Source organism: Kitasatospora sp. NPDC001132 (assembly GCF_053598415.1).
The window spans coordinates 43,209-61,247 of sequence record NZ_JBSFKF010000017.1 but is presented as its reverse complement, the minus strand read 5'-3'; the positions used below and the strand labels follow the sequence as shown (position 1 = coordinate 61,247).

The window sequence follows — 18,039 nt, the reverse complement described above, 5'->3', positions numbered from 1 at the left end:
ATGTGGGCTGCCGTCGTACCGGAGGCCAAGGCGCGCTGGGAACTGCGCGAGATCCCCACCCCCACGGCTGGACCGGGTCAGGTGCTGATCCGGGTCCACGCCTGCGGGGTCTGCCACAACGACCTCTGGGTGAGCCAGGGCGTCTTCCCCTTCCCGCCGCTCGACCCGGTGGTGGTCGGGCACGAGGCGGCCGGCGAGGTCGTCGAGGTCGGCCCGGGCGTGACCACCCGCCGGGTCGGCGACCGGGTCGGTACCACCTGGGTGCAGGCGACCTGCGGCCGGTGCGACTACTGCCGGCTCAACCTCCCGCTCACCGGGCAGTCCGGGATGAACTGCCCGGAGTCGGTGATGAGCGGCCTCACGGTGCAGGGCGGCCACGCCCAGTACGTCGCGGTGGCGGCCGACAGCACGGTGCTGCTGCCGGACGCCCTCTCGTACGAGACCGCCGCGCCCGTGCTGTGCGCCGGCTACACCGCGTGGAGCGCGCTGCGCGCCGCCGACCCCAAGCCGCACGAGCGGGTCGCGGTGCTCGGGATCGGCGGACTCGGCCACCTGGCCGTGCAGTTCGCCCGTGCGGCCGGCTTCGAGACCGTGGCCGTCACCAGCTCGCCGGACAAGCACGAGCTGGCCCGTTCGCTCGGCGCGGACCACGTGGTCGCCGACGGCGAGCAGCTGCGGGCGGCCGGCGGCGCCGACGTGGTCCTGGTGACCGGCACCTCCTACCGGGCGGCCACCGAGTCCCTCCAGGGGCTGCGGCCGAACGGCCGGATCGTGCTCGCCACCATCGACCCGGTCGACTCCTTCACCATCCCGCCCACCAGCCCGTTCTGGGCACAGCGGCAGCAGGTGATCGGCGCCACCCACAACGGCCTCGACCAGCTCACCGAGGCCCTCGACCTGGTTGCGTCCGGGGCCGTCACGCCGATGGTCGAGGTCTTCCCCAAAGAACGGGTGGCCGAAGCACTCGAACGGGTCGAACAGGGTGGGGTACGCTTCCGCGCGGTCGTCAACTACCTCTGATCCGCCGTCAAATACCGCAACCCGCAAGAAGCGTACGGTCTGATCAACGATCAGGATGGCGACCTGGGACGCACCCGAACAACGTTTCGGGCGCGCGGATACCGACTTGGGGAGGACATCCTGAACAGGCGACACTTTCTCGGCCTGGCGGGCATAGCGGCGAGCACCGGCGTACTGCTACCGGTGAGCGCGCTGGCCGCCGGGGAGTCGGAGCGCCCCGGGCAGGCCGCCCGGGGCGCGGCCTCCGGGCCGTTCTCCGTACGGATGCCGGTACCGCCGACCCTCAACCCCGTGGCCCGCACCGCCGACACCGACGTGTACCGGCTCGACATCCTGCCGGCCGAGCTCGAGCTGATCCCCGGCGTCAAGACCAAGTGCATGACCTTCGGCGGCAGCTTCATCGGCCCGACGATCCGGGCCAAGGAGGGGCGCCGGGCGCTGGTGACCTACCGCAACTGGCTGCCCGAGCACGCCAACGTGCACCTGCACGGCGGCCACGTCCCGGCCGACAGCGACGGCCACCCGATGGAGGTCATCGACCCGGGCGCCGAGCGGCAGTACGAGTACCCGAACCGGCAGCCCGGCGCCACGCTCTGGTACCACGACCACAGCCACCACATGGAGGCCGAGCACGTCTACCGCGGCATGCACGGCTTCTACCTGATCGAGGGTCAGGGCGAGGGCCAGTACCAGCTGCCGTGCGGCGAGTACGACGTCCCGATCGCGATCCGCGACGCCGAGATCGACGCCAACGGGCAGCTGGTGGCCGGCGATCCGCGGAACCGGAACGTGATCCTGGTCAACGGCCGCCAGAAGCCGTACTTCCCGGTGGCCGCGCGCAAGTACCGCATCCGGCTGCTGAACAACTCGACCCTGCGGTTCCTGAAGTTCAACTTCGGCTCCCTGCCGGTGCTCCAGATCGGTTCGGACGGCGGTCTGCTGCCCGCGCCGATCGACCGGACGGGGACGGACTTCCCGCTCGCCGCCGGCGAGCGGGTCGACCTGGTGGTGGACTTCTCCCAGCAGCGGGTCGGCACCCAGTGCTTCCTCACCAACCAGGGCCAGTTCACCGGCAACGACGAGGTCGAGCAGGTGCTGCGCTTCGACGTGACCCGCCCGGCCTTCGACTTCAGCCGGGTGCCCACCGCGCTGCGCGCGATGCCCGCGCTGGCGCCGGCCACGGTCCAGCGCGAGGTGCGGCTCTCCTTCGACCTGACCGGCAACCCGGTCGGCCTGATCGACGGCAAGCCGTTCGACGAGAACCGGGTGGACCAGCGGATCCAGCGCGGTGCCACCGAGATCTGGACGATCATCAACGACGACGGTGCCACCAAGTACGGCCCGATCCAGCACTCGTTCCACATGCACATGACGCAGTTCCGGGTGCTCGACCGGGACGGCCGGCCGCCGCTGCCCGGTGACGTCGGCCTGAAGGACACCGTCCCGCTCCCGCCCGGCACCTCGGTCCGGGTCCAGGCGACCTTCGCCGACTACCTGGGCAAGTACATGTACCACTGCCACATGTTGGAGCACTCCTCGGCGGGCATGATGGCGCAGATGGAGATCGTCGACTGACCCCGCGCAACACGAAGGCGGCGGGTCGGGCTGACCAACAGCCCGACCCGCCGCCGCCGTTTCCGCGGGGTGCTATCCGATCACATCTCCAGGCCCTGCTCGAACATCACCTGACGGACCTCGATGCCGGTGTGCTTGGCGTCCGGGATCATCCCGGCCAGCTCGATCGCGCGCTCCCGGGTCTCGACGTCGACCAGGTAGAAGCCGCAGACGAACTCCTTGTTCTCCAGGTACGGGCCGTCGCTCAGCGCCGGGGCGCCGTCACGGACCTTGACGGTCGTGCTCTTCTCGGGCTCCGCCAGCGCCTGGGTGTGGACGAGCTCGCCGGACTCGCGGAGGAGCTTCATGAAGTCGCCGTGGCCGGCGTAGACCGCCTGCTTCTCGTCCTCGGGCAGGCCCTCCCACAGCACGGGGTTCATGTGCATCGTCAGCATGTACTTCATGACTGTCTCTCCTTGGGGGTGGCGCCCCGGGCGCTTCCCGGGGCTTCCACCGGAGACGTCGGAGCCGGCGGCCCGTTCTCGACATCCCCGGTCGTGCGTACGGGACGAATCCCAGGCCGGACGGCCTGCGGGCGCTCCGGCGGCGCTTCGGCGGCGGCCCGGCGGGCCGACGGGCCCGGGCCGGCCGGGGCCGCCGGGGCCGCACACGCCGACGGCCGGCCGTGGGACACCACGGCCGGCCGCTCGGTTCTCGACGTCAGCGCACCAGTCGGGCGGCCCGCGGGGCCGTCCGCTCGAGCCACCAGTGGGCGACCAGCAGGTTGAACACCCAGCCCGCCCAGTTGGCCAGGTCGAGGAGGGTCATGACGTCGATCCGGAAGCCCGGGACGTGCAGCATCAGTTCGGCCAGCACCCGGCCCCAGGTGGTGCCGAGGGCCAGGGCGAAGCTGTAGACCATCCACCGCCGGTGGTCGACGAACCGGCGCTGGAGCGCCGCCCGGAGCCCGAGCAGGGTGGTGCCCAGCCAGAGCACCGCCATCATGGCCAGCCCGGTCTTGCCGGACGGCGCCGCGGAGTACGGCACCAGCACCAGCGCCAGCACCCCGCTGGGCAGCGCTCCGGCGAAGATGTACACCCGGCCGCTCATCCGGTGCACGGCCGGGTGGTGGCGGCGGATCCACGGCAGGACCTGGAGGAGGACCGTCACCAGCGAGATGTTGCCGAGGACGACGTGCGCTACCAGGACCGCGTAGTGCGCCGGGAAGTCCGGGTCGAGCGGGATCCGGGCCTGATGGCTGTCCCCCGACAGGTAGCGCGGGAAGGCGTACAGCAGGTTGAACACCACGACGGCGGCCAGTGCCGCCGCCCACGGGCTCTGCCACCAGCTCGTCGTGGCCGTGGCCGGTTCCGTGCCGGGTCTCGCCCGCCGTGGTCCGGTGGCCAGCGCACCGGTCTGCTCCGTGTTCTCTGTCACCGCTGGTCCTCAGCTTCCGTGTCGTCGTCCTGACAGGTTCAGTGGTGGTATTCGCCGGCGTTGACGTCCAGGCAGTGCCCGGTGACGGCGCGCGCGAGCGGGGAGACGAGGAAGAGCACCGCGTCGGCGACCTCGTCCGGCTCGGGCAGCCGGCCGAGGTCCAGGGTGGCGGCGATCTCGTCGTAGACGTCCTGGACGGTGACCCCGCGCTGCGCGGCGACGTGCCCGAAGCCCTCGCGCAGCGCGTCCGCCCAGATGTAGCCGGGGGCGACGGTGTTCACCCGGACGCCCCGCGGGCCGAGTTCGGTGGCCAGGCTCTGCGCCAGCGACAGCAGGGCGGCCTTGCTCATCTTGTAGGCGCCGAACGGCCGCTTGGAGTGCCGGATCACCGCCGAGTTGATCATGACGACCGATCCCCGGTTCTCCGCCAGCGCGGGCGCGAACAGCCGGGTGAGCCGCAGCGCGGCGTACACGTTGGTCTCGAACCCGGCGCGCACGTCCGCGAGGTCGACCTCGCCGAGGTCGACCATCGGCGGCACCGCGAAGGCGTTGTTGACCAGCGCGTCGACCCGGCCGAAGGCCTCCGTCGCGGCCTTGACCAGCGCGGCGGCCGACGAGTCGTCGGTGATGTCGGTCGGCACCGCCAGCGCCCGGCGCCCGGTCCGCTCGACCTCCGCGGCGATCTCGGCGAGCCGGGACTCGGTCCGGGCGGCGAGCACGACGTCCGCGCCCGACCGCGCGGACCGCAGGGCGATCGCCCGCCCGAGGCCGGGGCCGACCCCCGAGACCACGACGACCTTGTTCTCAAGCATCCTGATCCTCCTTCACATCCACTTCTCCGCAGGGGAGTTCGACCGACAGGGCGTGGCGGAACACGTTCCCGGGGTCGTACGTCCGCTTGACCTGCTGCAGGCGCGGGTAGTTGCCGCCGTAGTAGAGCGTCGACCAGGGCACCCCCGAGGTGTTCCAGGCCGGGTCGGCCAGGTCGCGGTCGGGGTAGCCGATGTAGGTGCCGTCGCTGTTCTCGTCGGGCACCGGGACGCCGCCGCTCGGGGCGTACGCGTCGCGGTAGAACGCCCGGACCCAGGCGATGTTGGCCTCGTCCTGGTCCTCGGACTGCCAGACGCCGGCGCAGTAGAGGACCTTCAGGACGGAGTCGCGCTGGACGGCGGCGGTGGCGTCGGGGGCGACGGTGTTGACCTTCCCGCCGAAGCCCGCGACCACGATGCACGACATCGGATTGGTGTGCTCCGGATCGCTCAGGTAGCGCCAGATCACCCCGAGTTGGTGATCGGTGAACCCCTTCCGCAGATAGCCCGCCTTGTCCTTGTAGCGCCCCTTCGGGTCGCTCGGGAAGCTGTACGAGGGCAGCCAGGAGCTGAACCAGGGGACCACCTCGGCGGTGTGCACCACCGGCTCCACGCCGACCCCGGCGGACACGGACTCGAAGTGCTCGGCGAACACCTTCTCGGCGTCCGGCCCGTCGTGGTCGATCACCACCGTCATCCCGAACATCCCGGAGTTGCGGTGGGTGACGATCAGATTGCTCCACAGACCGGCCGCCGGGGAGTCGGCGTCGTCGTTGTTCTCGTACCAGGTGGCGTAGTTGCGCAGCAGCGTGGTCAGGGACCGCTCGGTCATCCCGTCCCAGGGCCACATCACCGTCCGCTTCCAGACCCGGGCCGGCGCCTTGGGCAGCAGCCCGGCCGGGTCGTCGGTGTCCGCCCCCGGAGTGCGCAGCCAGTACCTGGTCACCACGCCGAAGTTGCCGCCGCCACCGCCGGTGTGGGCCCACCAGAGGTCCCGGTGCGGGTCGTCGGGCTCGGACGTGGCCACCACGACCCCGGCCCGGCCGGACTCGTCGACCACCACGACCTCGACGGCGTACAGGTGGTCGACGATCAGGCCGTCGCGGCGCGAGAGGGGGCCGTAGCCGCCGACCGGGAAGTGGCCGCCGACACCCACCTCGAAGCCGGTGCCGCCCGGGATCGTCACCCCCCAGCGCTTGAACAGGGTGCGGTAGACGTCACCCAGCAGGGCGCCGGCCCCGACCTCGATCGCGCGGCGCGCGGGGTCGTGGGCGATGCGGTTCAGCTCGGACAGGTCCAGCAGGATCTCGATCTCGGGCGAGGTGGTGAAGTTCTCGAAGCAGTGACCGCCGCTGCGGACCGCGATCCGCTTGCCCGCCGCCACAGCCTCGCCGACGGCCGCCACCACCTCCTCGGTGGTGGTCACCAGGCGCACCTCGTCGGGTCGTCCGACGAAGCGGTGGTTGTAGCCCTGCACGAGGTTCTCGTACCTCGGGTCCCCGGGCCTGATCACCGCCGGGCCGGTCGGATCAACGGTCTTGTCGGTCATGCTCGTTCGTCCCTCCGTGTTCCTGCGCCGCAGAGACGTTCGCACGGCACGGCCGGGCGTCACATCTCGCGGATTGCGGTGTGATCGGGCGGGTCTGGTCGGGCGGGTCCGATCGGGCGCCGGGATCGGGCGCCGCGGTCGGGGAGCGGTCGGGCGCCGGGATCAGGCGGCGCGTTCGGCGGTGATGACCGCGAAGGTGCCGGGGGTGTACTGGTCCCGGACGGTCAGGCCGGCGGCCGCCAGCCAGGCGCGCAGGTCGGCGAGCGCGAACAGCGGCATGCCGTCCGGGAAGCCGGGCCCCCGGAAGGTGCCCTGGAAGTGGCGGTCGACCGGGTCGGCGGCCTGGAGGAAGGTGAGCAGGGTGAAGCTGCCGCCGGGCCGCAGGCAGCGGCCGACCTCGGCGATCACCCCGGCCGGGTCCGGCATCGCCTGGAGGGCGTTCCAGCAGTTGACCGCGCCCAGCGTGGCGTCGCCGAACGGGAGCGCCTGCGCGCTCGCCCGGAGCGCGGGGACGTCCGGCAGCCGTCCGCTCAGCCAGGTGAGCATGGCCGGGTTGAGGTCCAGCGCGATCAGCCGCTCGGCGCCCACCGCCTCGGCCAGCACGGCGGTCCACCGGCCGGCTCCCGCGGCCAGGTCGAGCACCGGCCCGTCGACCGGGGCGGTGTGCGCGGCGATGTAGCGGTCCTCGTCGGCCGGCGTCACCTGGCCGCCGAAGTTGCCGCCCATCAGCCGCAGGAAGGCCGGCCGCAGCACGGTCTCGTAGTGCAGCCCGATGTTGCGCATGGCGGCGGCGTTCTGGAGGACGTCCTTGGGGTCCGAGGGCTCGCTGCGTTCGAACAGGTCCAGATGGCCCGCCGCGGAGGAGTACGCGGCGGCGCAGTCGGCGCAGCGGGCGCCGCCGGGGGAGACGTCCAGGCGGCCGGTGCAGGCCGGGCAGCGCAGCACCTCGGCGTGGCGGGTGAGGTCGGCGGTGCCGACGGCGTCGGCCGTCAGCGCGGTGGTCCGGTGCGGGCTGGTGTCGGCGACCACCTCGGTGGTGCCGTGGCGCAGCGCCCAGTACGCCTTGGCGCCGGAGTAGCCGATCAGCATCCGGGTGTCGCCGTCCCAGGTGGCGGCGAGCTGCGCGGGGGAGAGCGCGTCGACCCACGAGCGGTCGAAGGCGCGCTCGGCCTCGCTGAGCACCCACTCGGCCGGCGAGGGCCAGACCCGGCCCAGGACGGCGGTGGCCGGGTCCAGCGGCCGCAGCACCCGGTCGAGCCGGCTGAGGTCGTCCTGGGAAGGCTCCAGCGGTTCGACGGCCGCCAGGATGCGGTCGCGGTCGGCGGGGAAGTGCGAGAGCAGGTACAGCAGGGCGAGGGTGCGCCCGGGGTGGGCCCCGCGGTCCGCGAGCAGTTCGAGGAAGCGGTCCAGTTCCTTGCCGATCGACTCGGCCGACCCGCCTCCGACGGAGGGCGGTTCGGCGCCGGCCAGCAGGCCGAGCAGCAGGACCAGCCAGCCCTGGCGCTCGGGCGGGGCCTGGTCCAGTGCGGTCAGCAGCGCCGGCACGGCGGCCGGGGCGAGGTCGCTCGCCCGGCCGTCCTGCCACAGCGCGGCCACCAGGTGCCGGAAGGCGGCGTCGCGCTGTTCGGCGCCGGCCGTCGTGAAGGCGGTCAGCAACTCCACGGGGGTCTGGGTCATCGGGGTGTCCTGTTCGGGCTCTGGCCGGCGGCTCCGGTCATCGAGCGGGCCAGGGCGAGGGCGTCCTCGCGGACCTGGCCGCCGAGGCGCGGGCGCTGACCGGTGTCGGAGTACTGCCGGGGCCGGCTGCCGCTGGTGCGGCGCAGCACGGTCATGCTGTTCTGGCGCAGCTTGCGGCTCTCCAGCAGGTTCAGCATCTCGAACTCGCCGGGGGCCAGCCGCTGGGTCTCGGCGATGTAGTCGAGGATCGCCTCGCCCTCGGGGTAGGTCATCAGGTAGTGCATGACGACGATCCCGCCGTCCGGATCGATCAACTCCCAGAAGTTCTCGAAGAAGTAGAGGCAGTCCCAGGCGTCGACCCAGGCGAAGTCGATCGGCCGGAACTCCTCGGGGAGGCGTCCGACGGCCCCGCGCATGTCGGAGTTGACCACGGTGACCCGCTCGGCGAGGCCGAGTTCGTCCAGCACCTCCGTCACCAGCGGGGCCGAGGAGCCGCTGTCCGAGAGGTCGTCGATCGCCACGAACCGCGGCTCGTACGGCTCGCGGTAGCCGGCCGGCAGCAGCAGCGCGGGCTCGCTGTCGATCCACGCCTCGTCCAGCTCCCGGCCGTCCGCGAGGTACGGCCGGGTCTTGCGGACCAGCGCGGCGGCCTCGGCCGCGGCCAGTTCCTCGGCCTCGGCCAGGGCCTTCGCCAGGAACGGCGTGGTGTACCCCATGCCGACCTCCAGCACCCGGCGGGGCCGGGCCAGGTGGATCAGGTGGGAGAGCAGCGGCGCCACCACCTCGGTGCCCATGCCGGGCACCCGCAGCCGCTCCACGGCCGTCCGGAACCGGTCGTCGAAGATCCCGTCACGCGCCATCGGCCGCACCCCTGCCCTTCTGGTACTCGATGGCCTGGTACAGCGCCTTGATGTTGCCGCTGCCGAACGAGCGGGCCCCCATCCGCTCGATGACCTCCAGGAAGAGGGTGCCGCGCGGGTGCACGGACTTGGTGAAGATCTGGAACAGCTGCCCGTCGTGGTCCTGGTCGATCAGGATGTTCAGCCGCTCCAGGTCCGCCACGGAGTGCCGCAGCGGGGTGAGGCGGCCGGAGAGCAGCCGGTAGTACGCCTCCGGGGTGCCCAGGAACTCCACGCCCCGGGCGGCGATCGCGTCGACCGACCCGACGATGTCGTCCGTGGTGAAGGCGATGTGCTGCACCCCGGGCCCGCCGTGGTCCTTCAGGAACTCGTCCAGGTGGCCGGTGACCTGGGCCTGGTCCGGTTCGATCAGGGTGAAGGTGACGGTGCCGTTCTGCACCACCTTGGTGATCATCACCTGGCCGTTGACCTTGATCCGCTCCGTGAAGATCAGCTCGAAGTCGAGCACCTCCCGGTAGAAGGCGACCGTCGCGTCGATCTGCCCGGGCTCGACGCAGATCGCGAAGTGGTCGACCTCCCGCAGGCCGAAGTCCGGTGCGGCCGGGTCGGTGGCGACCGGCGCGAGCCCGGGCAGCGGCCGCTCGTCGGCCGGGGCCGGCCGCTGGACGAAGGTGTGGGCGATGTCGCCGACGCCCATGATGGTCGCGGTGACCAGCTCGCCGTGCGCGGCCGGCCCGGCGACGGGCCGGGCGCCGCGCCGGACGGCCTCCGTGAAGGCGGCCCGGGCGTCCGGGACGCGCAGCGCGATGTCGGCGACCCCGTCACCGTGCTTCTCCACGTACGCCGCTCCCGGGTGGTCGCCCGGCAGCGGCTGGCTGAGCACCACCCGGATGCCGTTGCGGCCGAGCGCCACCGAGCGGAGGTCCGGCGCCTGCGGGGCCGAACCCGCGTACACTTCCAGGCCGTAACCCCGGACCAGCCACTCGGTGGTGGCGGCGAGGTCGGCGACGTAGCAGGCGATGTGGTCGACGAGCATGCCGCCGAAGGTCTCCTGACCCGCGTCGAGGCTCATGTTCCAGACTCCTCGTCAGTCGTCGGGCTGCCCGAGGGGGCGCCCGGTGAGGCTCTTCGGCCTCAGATCGGTCCAGTGCTCGTTCACGTACGCGAGGGCGGCGGTCCGGTCGACCGGGCCGTGCTCGGCCGTCCAGCCCGCCGGAACCCCGGCGGCGGCCGGCCAGAGCGAGAACTGGCCCCGCGCGTTCACCAGGACGGTGAACCGGCCGTCCTCGGCGTCGAAGGGACTGGTCATCCCCGCTCTCCTTCCGGTCGGTCCAGCAGGCTCTCCAGCGCGGCCACCGAGGGCACGTCGAAGAACTGGGTGACGGTGAGCCGGACGTCCAGCGCCGCCCGGATCCGGCTGACCAGCCGCATCGCGTCCAGGGACTGGCCGCCCACCTCGAAGAAGCTGTCGTCGATGCCGACCTCCGGCACCCCGAGCACCTCGGCGAACAGGGCGCACAGCTGCCGCTGGCGCTCGGTCGCCGGCGCCCGGCGGGCCGAGTCGGTCACCGGTTCGGGCAGCGCCCGCCGGTCCAGCTTGCCGTTGGGGGTCAGCGGGAGGGCCGGCACGCTCACGAAGGCCGTCGGCACCATGTACGCCGGCAGCTGCGCCACCGCGTGCGCCCGCAGCGCGCCCGCCTCGACCCCGTCGGACTCCGGGACGTAGTACGCGATCAGGCGCTTCTCCCCGGACTCCGACTCCCGTGCCACGACGGCGACATGGGCCAGGCCGGGGTGGCGCGCCAGCGCCGCCTCCACCTCGGCGGGCTCGATCCGGAAGCCCATCACCTTGAGCTGGTCGTTGGCCCGGCCGAGGTACTCCAGCATGCCGTCCCGGTCGACCCGGACCAGGTCCCCGGTGCGGTACATCCGCTCGCCCGGCGCGTCGAAGGGGTTGGCCACGAAGCGTTCGGCGGTCAGGTCGGGCCGGTTGAAGTAGCCGCGGGCCAGGCCGCGTCCGGCGATGTGCAGCTCGCCCACCCCGCCGGCCGGCACCGGCCGCAGCTCGGCGTCCAGGACGTGCAGCCGGACGCCGTCCATCGGCCGGCCGACGCCCACCGGGCCGTCGGCCACGTAGGGGGCGGTCATCGCCGCGCTGGTGCTGAACAGCGTGGCCTCGGTCGCGCCGTACATCGCCCGCACCACCAGGCCGGGGTTGTGCTCCAGCACCCGCTGGACGGCCGAGGGGGCGATGACGTCGCCGCCGGTGAGCACCTCGCGCACGCCGGCCAGGCAGCCCGGGTCCTCCTCGGCGAGCACCCGGAACAGGCCCGCGGTCAGGTGGATGCCGGTGATCCGCTCCCCGGCGATCAGCCGGCGCAGGGCGTGCACGTCGAGGTCGCCGGGCGGGGCCACCACGATCCGCCCGCCGTGCAGCAGCGGCACCCAGAACTCGTAGGTGGAGACGTTGAAGGCGTACGGCGCCACCATCAGCACCCGCTCGTGCCGGCCCTGCGACCAGATCGAGTCCAGGGCCAGGCCGAGCGCGTCCCGGTGCGCGACCGCGACGCCCTTCGGCTCCCCGGTGGAGCCCGAGGTGTGGATCACGTAGGCGAGCGCGTCCGGCTCGACCGGGACGGCCGGGTCCGTCGCGGGGTGGTCGGCGAGGCCCTTCTCGCCCTCGACGACGACCACCTCGGCGACGTCCGGCAGGCCGCGCCCGCGCATCGCCTCGTCGGTCAGCAGCACCGGCGCCGCGCAGTGCTCCACGATCCACTGCTTGCGCGCCAGGGGGTAGGCGCTGTGCAGCGGGAGGTAGCAGCCGCCGGCCTTGAGCACGGCCAGCACCGCCACCACCAGGTCCGCGGAGCGCTCCATCAGTACCGCGACCGGCGACTCGGCCCGCACGCCGAGGTCCCGCAGCCGGTGCGCCAGCCGGTTCGCCCGCTCGTCCAACTCGCGGTAGCTGAGCCGGACTTCACCGGACGATACGGCGATCGCGTCCGGTGTCCGCAGCGCCTGTTGTGTGAAATGCCCCTGAAGGGAAGGGGAAGCCACCATGCCCTCCGATCCTCATCGATTGGTTGTCGGCCGGTCGTCGGCGCCCGGATCAGCTGTCGAGCAGCCCGTGGACGGAATCGCTCAGGTCGGCGAAGGAGGACAGATCGGGTACGGTCCACCCGTTCAGGTCGTACTCCGCCAGGCACTCGTCGACCAGGCCCTTGTAGGCGTCCAGCTGGCCGTTGGCGAGCTGGGCGAAGAGCAGCTCGATCCGGGTGTTCTCGTGACTGCCCGCGTAGTTGCGCTCGTAGAGCTCGTGGCGGCCGCCGAACTCGCTGCCGACGGCGTCCCAGAGCAGCTTCATCACCTTGACCCGCTCGACCGCGTCGACACCGCCGGAGCCGCGCAGGAACCGGTCCAGGTAGGGCCGGATCCCCGGGTTGTCGAAGTCCTTGGCGCTGGAGTTCACGTAGATCAGCCCGCTGGCCACGTCCTGGAGCACGATCTCCCTGATCCGCGGGTAGCCCGTCTGCATGAACCACCGGTAGGCCAGTCCGTACTGGGAGTTGGGCAGCACCGCGCCGTTGTGCCAGGCGACCGGGTTGCGGGCGGCCGCGTCGGACAGCCCCCAGAACAGGTTGCGCCAGGCCAGCACCTCGCCGAGCCGGCTCTGCACCCCGCGGAAGTCACCGGTGCCGGTGATGTCCAGGGCCTTGGCCAGCAACCCGGCGATGAACTCCAGCTTCACCGCGAGCCGGGTGCAGCCGTGGAAGGTGAACCGCTCGATGAAGCCGGACTGCCCGGTGAACATCCGGATCTTCTCCGGCTGGCCGTAGACGAAGACGTTCTCCCACGGGATGAGCACCTTGTCGAGCACCAGGATGGTGTCGTTCTCGTCCAGCCGGGAGGAGAGCGGGTGGTCGAACGGGCTGCCCATCGCCGCCGCCGTCGCGGTGTACGACGGGCGGCAGATCAGCTTCATCCCGGGCGCGTCCATCGGCACGGTGGCCACCAGCGCGAAGGTGCGGTCCTTGATCGGCAGGCCGTAGTGGGCGATGAAGTTGTAGTGCGTCAGCGCGGAGCCGGTGGCGACCACCTTAGCGCCGGACACCACCAGGCCGGCGTCCGTCTCCTTCTCCGCGTGGATGAAGACGTCCTTCACCTGGTCCGGCGGCAGTGAGCGGTCGACCGGCGGGTGCACGATCGCGTGGTTCCAGTACAGCACCTTCTCCTGCGACTCGGCGTACCAGCGCCGGGCGTTGTCCGCGAACGGCTCGTAGAAGTCCGCGTTCGCGCCCAGAGTGCCGAGGAAGGACGCCTTGTAGTCGGGGCTGCGGCCCATCCAGCCGTAGCTCATCCGCGCCCAGGCGGCGATCGCCTGCTGGTCGGCGACCAGGTCCTCCGCGCTGCGCGGAGTGGTGAAGAAGCGGTGGGTGTAGCCCTCGCCGCCGCTGTCGACCGGTGCGGTCAGCACCGGCCGGTGTCGCGGATCGTGCAGGGCGTCGTAGAGCCGCGCGGTCATCCGGACCGGGTTGTGGAACGCCGGATGGGCGGTGACGTCCTTGACCCGGTCGCCGTAGAGGTAGATCTCCCGGTCGTCGCGGAGGCTCTCGATGTACTCCGCCCCGGTCAGCGGGCGGCTGCCGCGCGCATCTCCGGCGGTGGTCTCGCGGGCTTCGGCCATCAGACGCCTCTCCTTGCTGCCAGTTCACCGGACGAACCGAGCCTGACACTTCCGAATGGCCGGCCGCTTCTCCCGTCGTGCGCTCGCGCCGGACCGGGCCGCGAGGGGCCGCGCAGTCAGCACGAGCGGAGATGCCCGGGGCACGCCACCCCCGGAGCATGAGCATCTGGATTGCCCGGCCTGCCAGGAAGGATTCCGGAATGAGCAAGCGGATCGACCTCGACATCGTGGTGCCGCTCTACCCGTTGATGCCCTACTTCCAAGACCGGACCAGGGAGTTGGCGGAGAAGTTCACGGCCAACCACCCCGAGTACCGGATCCGGGTCACCGGCGTGGACTGGCTGTCGGTTCCGCAGACCATCCACGACGCCGCCCTGAAGGGCGAGGCGCCGACCATCGCGCAGTACTTCTACACCTCGACCCGGGACGCCCTCGACGCCCGACGGCCCGACGGCTCACCGCTGTTCACCTCGGTCGAGCGGGCGATCGCCGGCCGCACCGAGATCCTCGGCGAGCCGGTCGTGCTCGGCGACGTCGAACCCGCCGCCCGGCACTTCTACACCTACGACGGCGCGGTCGCGGCCATGCCGCCGCTCACCTCGACCACCCTGCTCTACGCCAACACCACCCTGCTGGAGCGGGCCGGGATCACCGAGGTCCCGCTGACCTGGGCCGGCATCGAGGCCGCCTGCCGGGCCGTCACCGCGCTCCCGGACGGGCCGGCCCACGGGATCACCTGGCCCAACCACGGCTGGTGGTTCCAGCAGTCGGTGGCCCAGCAGGGCGCGCTGCTCGCCGACCGGGACAACGGCCGCTCCGGCCGCGCCGAGAAGCTGTACCTCGACTCGGACGCGATGCTCGCCTACGTCGAGTGGTGGCGGGGGCTGCACCGGGCGGGCCTGTACCGCTACCACCCGAGCCGGGTGAACACCGAGGTCGACTGGAACCGCAACTTCCGCGCCTTCGCCGACCAGGAGGTCGCCTTCGTCCTCACCACCTCGGTCGAGGCGGCCCGGATGGCCCAGGCCGGCCACGACGGCGGCTTCGTCGCCAGGGCCTGCCGGATGCCGTACAACGACCGGGTGCCCTACGCGGGCAACGTGATCGGGGGGGACGCGCTCTGGCTGGCGTCCGGGCTGGACAAGGAGACCGAGGACGGCGCCCTGGCCTTCATGCAGTACCTGAACGCGCCGCGGACCGCCGCCGAGCGGCACCGGGAGACCGGGTTCATCCCGGTCACCGGCGGAGCGATCGAACTGCTGGAACAGGAGGGCTGGTTCCACCGCAACCCGCACTTCCGCACGGCGCTGGACCAGCTCGCCGCCAACTCCGGCTCGCCGGCCGCCCGGGGCGCGCTGCTCGGCGAGTTCGCCGCGATCCAGAACGTCCTGACCACCGCCATGCACGACGTCCTGGCCACCGACGTGGACCCGCGGGAGCGCTTCGCCCGGGCGAACGCCGAGGCCCAGCTGCTGCTGGACCGGTACAACGACGCCTACCGGGGCCTGCGCCCCCGCGGCCCGATCCGGGTCGGCTGAGCGGGCCGGTCGACGAAGGGGGCCGGCGGTTCCGTGGGGAGCGGAACCGCCGGCCCCGGCGCACTCAGGAGTTCCCGGCACCGAGCTCCAGCGGCGCGTCCGGCGCGCCGACCAGCTCCCGCAGCACCTCGCGGAAGCGGTCCACCTGCTCCGCCACGGTGCTCTCGTCGTAGAGGTTGCTGTTGTACTGGATGCTGGCAACCACGTCACCGGCCGGGTCCAGGTTGAGCGTCCACAGCGCGCCGTTGGGCACGTCCGAGCCCACCGGCTGCGAGGTGAGCCGGCGGCGCACCTCGGTGAACTCCAGGTCCCCGATCAGCTCGCCGTCCAGCAGGAACGGGAACGGGAAGACCTGGAAGACGCACGCCGCCCGCTCGTCCTCCAGCGTCGGCAGCATCAACTCCGGCGCCTGGGCGAGGATCTGGCCGAACGGGATGTCATGGGCGTACGCCTCCAGGCTGGTGGTGCGGATCCTGGTGACCACCTCGGCGAAGTCGCGGGCCCCGGCGAGCTCCGTGCACAGCGGGAGGAAGTTGAAGAACGGCCCGACCGTGTGGTGGAAGCGGTCCTCGCCGCGGCCCGGCGAGAAGGTCGGCACCACCACCCGGGTCGTCCCGGTGGAGCGCGCGACCATCACCGCGAACGCGCCCATCAGCACCATGAACGGCGTGCTGCGCAGCGCCCGGCCGATCTCCACGGCCCGGGTGGTCAGGTCCGCGTCGACGGTGAAGCGGTACACGGCGGTGGACTCCGGCAGGCCGGAGGACTTCGGCCGGTCGGTGGGCACCGAGAGGATCCGGGCGCCGGCGAGCTGCTTGCGCCAGAACGCGCGCGACTCCTCCAGCGCCGGGTTCTCGGCGAACTCCCGCTGCCACTGCGAGAACTCACGGTACGGCAGGGCGGTCGGCAGCTCGGGCCGGCGGTGCCCGCGGCGCTCGGCGTAGCGGACGGCGAGGTCGCGGATGATCAGCCGGACCGACCATCCGTCGGCCGCGGTGTGGTGGACGACCAGCGCCAGGATCGCGTCGTCCTCGTCGAAGCGCAGCAAGGTGGCCTTCAGCAAAGGGAGTTCGCGCGCGCTGATGGTTCCCGACTCGACCTCGGTGATCAGCTCCTCCACAGCCTGCTCGCGGGCCTGAGCGTCCGCTCCGGGCAGCTCCCGCAGCTCCAGCGGGACCGGGGTGGGCGGGTGGACCTCCTGGTACCGCTCGCCGTCGCCCCGGACGATGGCCGTGCGCAGGGCCTCGTGCCGGACCACCACGTCGTCCAGGGCCAGTTGCAGCGTCGCGGCGTCGACCTTCCCGCGCAGGCGCCAGCCGTGCACGATGTGGAAGTGCGGGCCGAACGGTCCTTCCTCGTCGCCGCGGTCGAAACCGCAGAGGAATTCCTGGTTGAAGGAGAGCTGCGTCCTGCTCTCCGGTGCGTTCGACTGCGGCTTTCCATCGGAGATCACGGGGAATTCCTCTCGCTGGTTCCGGGGCGAATTCGCCCCGGAACCGTAGCAACGGCCCCGCCGCCGTGGTTCTTCGATCGTGCTGGCAATCAGGGAGATGCGCCCCGCCCCCGCCGCGGGCGACAGTGGCCGGGAAATGTCCGCCCGGCCCCGGGCGGAACGCCCGCGCCAACCGTAGAGGAGCCGCGCCGCAATGACGGTCGCCACGAATGCCGCAGGGTCCGGCTCGCCGCAGCCGCCCGAACCCGGTCTGACGCCGAAGGAGGTCATCGCCAGGGCCGAGGCCATCGCGCCGCTCCTGGTGGCCCGGCAGGCCGAGACCGAACAGCGCACGTACTACGCCCAGGACACCCACGAGGCGTTCGCGGAGGCCGGCTTCTACCGGATCCTCGTCCCCAAGCGGTACGGCGGCTACGAGTTCGGCATCGACACCTTCCTGCGGGTGGCGATGACGCTCGCCCGCGGCTGCCCGTCGACCGGCTGGATGTACTGCCTCGGCGCCACCCACGCCCTGCCCGCGGCCTCGCTGTTCGGCGAGCGGGCGCAGGCCGAGATCTTCGCCGGAGGCGACTTCATCTGCCCGGCCACCATCGTGCCGAACGGCCGGGCCGAGCGGGCGCGGGACGGCGGCTGGCGCATCGACGGCACCTGGAACTACTGCTCGGGCTCGCCGTACGCCACGCACTTCATGGGGCACGTCCCGGTGCCCGGCGAGGACGGCGAACCGCCGGCGCCGATGCTCTTCGTCGCCCCGCGCTCCCGGTTCCGCCGGCTCGACGACTGGGGCGGCCAGCTGGGCCTCAAGGGCAGCGGCTCGCACAGCATCGTGATCGAGGACGGGCTGGTCCCGGACCACCTGACGCTGCCGCGCACCCACATGAGCGAGGTCCTCGTCGACGGCGGCACCCCCGGCTACCGGCTGCACGGCAACCCGGAGTACGGCGGCGGTTCGCTCAGCTTCATGGTGCTGGAGGTCGCCTCGCTCGCCGTGGGCATGGCCCAGGGCGCGCTGGACGCCTACGGGGAGCTGATGCAGTCCCGCACGACGCTCTTCCCGCCCGTGGTCACCCGCGCCGAGGACCCGGACTACCAGTTCTGGTACGGCGAGGCGGCCGGCATGATCGCCACCGCCGAGGCCGCCGTGCTGCACGCCGTCACCCAGTGGCAGGACCTCTGCGCCCAGGGGCCCGGCGCCTTCACCCGGGAGCACGACCTGCGCCTCGCCACCATCTGCCGCGAGGTGATCCGGCTGTGCTGGCACGCCGTGGAGGGGCAGCTGTTCCCGACGGCGGGGTCGAGCGCGGTGCGCCAGGGCGAGCGGATCGAGCGGGTCTGGCGCGACCTGTCCACCCTGCACAGCCACTCCGGGATCGGGGTCTTCCTGTCCGCGGTGACGACCCGGGAGCTCGCCCGTGCGCGGTTCGGTGTCAAGTAGCCCGTCGAGTCGAGTAGCCCGTC

Annotated in this window: 15 protein-coding genes; 4 read left to right on the top strand and 11 right to left on the bottom strand. The window is 72.2% G+C overall.

Features of this window, described 5'->3' with window-relative positions:
• Together ACWDBE_RS22560 and ACWDBE_RS22555 are read left to right on the top strand one after the other, a co-directional pair.
• Positions 1-1,020 (top strand): alcohol dehydrogenase catalytic domain-containing protein, encoded by a 1,020-nt coding sequence (locus ACWDBE_RS22560; protein WP_449790548.1) that lies wholly within the window; start codon positions 1-3, stop codon positions 1,018-1,020.
• A gap of 183 nt (positions 1,021-1,203) precedes the next feature.
• Positions 1,204-2,595 (top strand): multicopper oxidase family protein, encoded by a 1,392-nt coding sequence (locus ACWDBE_RS22555; RefSeq protein WP_449808871.1) that lies wholly within the window; start codon positions 1,204-1,206, stop codon positions 2,593-2,595.
• Between the two features lie 80 nt (positions 2,596-2,675).
• Here ACWDBE_RS22555 and ACWDBE_RS22550 read toward each other — a convergent pair whose 3' ends face one another.
• The 10 genes from ACWDBE_RS22550 to ACWDBE_RS22505 form a co-directional block, all read right to left on the bottom strand.
• The gene (locus ACWDBE_RS22550) at positions 2,676-3,038 is read right to left on the bottom strand and encodes a YciI family protein (protein WP_449790546.1); all 363 of its coding nucleotides are present in this window, start codon (positions 3,036-3,038) and stop codon (positions 2,676-2,678) included.
• 256 nt (positions 3,039-3,294) lie between these two features.
• On the bottom strand, positions 3,295-4,011 hold the full coding sequence (locus ACWDBE_RS22545; RefSeq protein WP_449808870.1) for a DUF2306 domain-containing protein: 717 nt from the start codon (positions 4,009-4,011) through the stop codon (positions 3,295-3,297).
• A 38-nt stretch (positions 4,012-4,049) separates the two neighbouring features.
• Positions 4,050-4,823, bottom strand: a complete 774-nt coding sequence (locus ACWDBE_RS22540; RefSeq protein ID WP_449790544.1) for an SDR family oxidoreductase — start codon at positions 4,821-4,823, stop codon at positions 4,050-4,052.
• On the bottom strand, positions 4,816-6,369 hold the full coding sequence (locus ACWDBE_RS22535) for an FAD-binding oxidoreductase (RefSeq protein ID WP_449808869.1): 1,554 nt from the start codon (positions 6,367-6,369) through the stop codon (positions 4,816-4,818). The genes ACWDBE_RS22540 and ACWDBE_RS22535 overlap by 8 nt, the downstream gene beginning before the upstream one ends.
• A gap of 162 nt (positions 6,370-6,531) precedes the next feature.
• On the bottom strand, positions 6,532-8,046 hold the full coding sequence (locus ACWDBE_RS22530) for a class I SAM-dependent methyltransferase (RefSeq protein WP_449790542.1): 1,515 nt from the start codon (positions 8,044-8,046) through the stop codon (positions 6,532-6,534).
• Positions 8,043-8,906 carry a class I SAM-dependent methyltransferase gene (locus tag ACWDBE_RS22525; RefSeq protein ID WP_449790541.1) on the bottom strand — a complete coding sequence of 288 codons (864 nt, stop codon included), beginning with the start codon at positions 8,904-8,906 and terminating at the stop codon, positions 8,043-8,045. The genes ACWDBE_RS22530 and ACWDBE_RS22525 overlap by 4 nt, the downstream gene beginning before the upstream one ends.
• Entirely contained in the window at positions 8,896-9,978 is a 1,083-nt protein-coding gene (hppD, locus tag ACWDBE_RS22520) for a 4-hydroxyphenylpyruvate dioxygenase (RefSeq protein ID WP_449790540.1), read from the bottom strand. Before hppD ends, ACWDBE_RS22525 begins: the two co-directional genes overlap by 11 nt.
• Positions 9,979-9,993: 15 nt before the next feature.
• Positions 9,994-10,215 carry an MbtH family protein gene (locus ACWDBE_RS22515; protein WP_449790539.1) on the bottom strand — a complete coding sequence of 74 codons (222 nt, stop codon included), beginning with the start codon at positions 10,213-10,215 and terminating at the stop codon, positions 9,994-9,996.
• Complete coding sequence (locus ACWDBE_RS22510) at positions 10,212-11,966, bottom strand: amino acid adenylation domain-containing protein (RefSeq protein ID WP_449808868.1); 1,755 nt, start codon at positions 11,964-11,966, stop codon at positions 10,212-10,214. Before ACWDBE_RS22510 ends, ACWDBE_RS22515 begins: the two co-directional genes overlap by 4 nt.
• 49 nt (positions 11,967-12,015) lie before the next feature.
• A complete protein-coding gene (locus tag ACWDBE_RS22505; RefSeq protein ID WP_449790537.1) occupies positions 12,016-13,590 on the bottom strand; it encodes a 4-hydroxyphenylacetate 3-hydroxylase family protein in 1,575 nt (524 codons plus the stop codon).
• A 200-nt stretch (positions 13,591-13,790) separates the two neighbouring features.
• Between ACWDBE_RS22505 and ACWDBE_RS22500 the strand changes: the two genes are divergently transcribed.
• Positions 13,791-15,128 carry an extracellular solute-binding protein gene (locus ACWDBE_RS22500; protein WP_449790536.1) on the top strand — a complete coding sequence of 446 codons (1,338 nt, stop codon included), beginning with the start codon at positions 13,791-13,793 and terminating at the stop codon, positions 15,126-15,128.
• Between the two features lie 64 nt (positions 15,129-15,192).
• Here the strand turns inward: ACWDBE_RS22500 and ACWDBE_RS22495 are convergent, their stop codons facing one another.
• Positions 15,193-16,581, bottom strand: a complete 1,389-nt coding sequence (locus tag ACWDBE_RS22495) for a condensation domain-containing protein (protein WP_449808867.1) — start codon at positions 16,579-16,581, stop codon at positions 15,193-15,195.
• A 193-nt stretch (positions 16,582-16,774) separates the two neighbouring features.
• Between ACWDBE_RS22495 and ACWDBE_RS22490 the strand changes: the two genes are divergently transcribed.
• Positions 16,775-18,016 (top strand): acyl-CoA dehydrogenase family protein, encoded by a 1,242-nt coding sequence (locus ACWDBE_RS22490; RefSeq protein ID WP_449790534.1) that lies wholly within the window; start codon positions 16,775-16,777, stop codon positions 18,014-18,016.
• Positions 18,017-18,039 lie beyond the last annotated feature (23 nt).

Excerpts from the sequence above, each read along its gene's own strand:
- ACWDBE_RS22535 (WP_449808869.1), bottom strand. The coding sequence starts at position 6,369 with ATGACCGACAAGACCGTTGATCCGACCGGCCCGGCGGTGATCAGGCCC.
- ACWDBE_RS22525 (WP_449790541.1), bottom strand. The coding sequence starts at position 8,906 with ATGGCGCGTGACGGGATCTTCGACGACCGGTTCCGGACGGCCGTGGAG.
- ACWDBE_RS22530 (WP_449790542.1), bottom strand. The coding sequence starts at position 8,046 with ATGACCCAGACCCCCGTGGAGTTGCTGACCGCCTTCACGACGGCCGGC.
- ACWDBE_RS22505 (WP_449790537.1), bottom strand. The coding sequence starts at position 13,590 with ATGGCCGAAGCCCGCGAGACCACCGCCGGAGATGCGCGCGGCAGCCGC.
- hppD (WP_449790540.1), bottom strand. The coding sequence starts at position 9,978 with ATGAGCCTCGACGCGGGTCAGGAGACCTTCGGCGGCATGCTCGTCGAC.
- ACWDBE_RS22560 (WP_449790548.1), top strand. The coding sequence starts at position 1 with ATGTGGGCTGCCGTCGTACCGGAGGCCAAGGCGCGCTGGGAACTGCGC.
- ACWDBE_RS22500 (WP_449790536.1), top strand. The coding sequence starts at position 13,791 with ATGAGCAAGCGGATCGACCTCGACATCGTGGTGCCGCTCTACCCGTTG.
- ACWDBE_RS22490 (WP_449790534.1), top strand. The coding sequence starts at position 16,775 with ATGACGGTCGCCACGAATGCCGCAGGGTCCGGCTCGCCGCAGCCGCCC.
- ACWDBE_RS22540 (WP_449790544.1), bottom strand. The coding sequence starts at position 4,823 with ATGCTTGAGAACAAGGTCGTCGTGGTCTCGGGGGTCGGCCCCGGCCTC.
- ACWDBE_RS22515 (WP_449790539.1), bottom strand. The coding sequence starts at position 10,215 with ATGACCAGTCCCTTCGACGCCGAGGACGGCCGGTTCACCGTCCTGGTG.
- ACWDBE_RS22550 (WP_449790546.1), bottom strand. The coding sequence starts at position 3,038 with ATGAAGTACATGCTGACGATGCACATGAACCCCGTGCTGTGGGAGGGC.
- ACWDBE_RS22510 (WP_449808868.1), bottom strand. The coding sequence starts at position 11,966 with ATGGTGGCTTCCCCTTCCCTTCAGGGGCATTTCACACAACAGGCGCTG.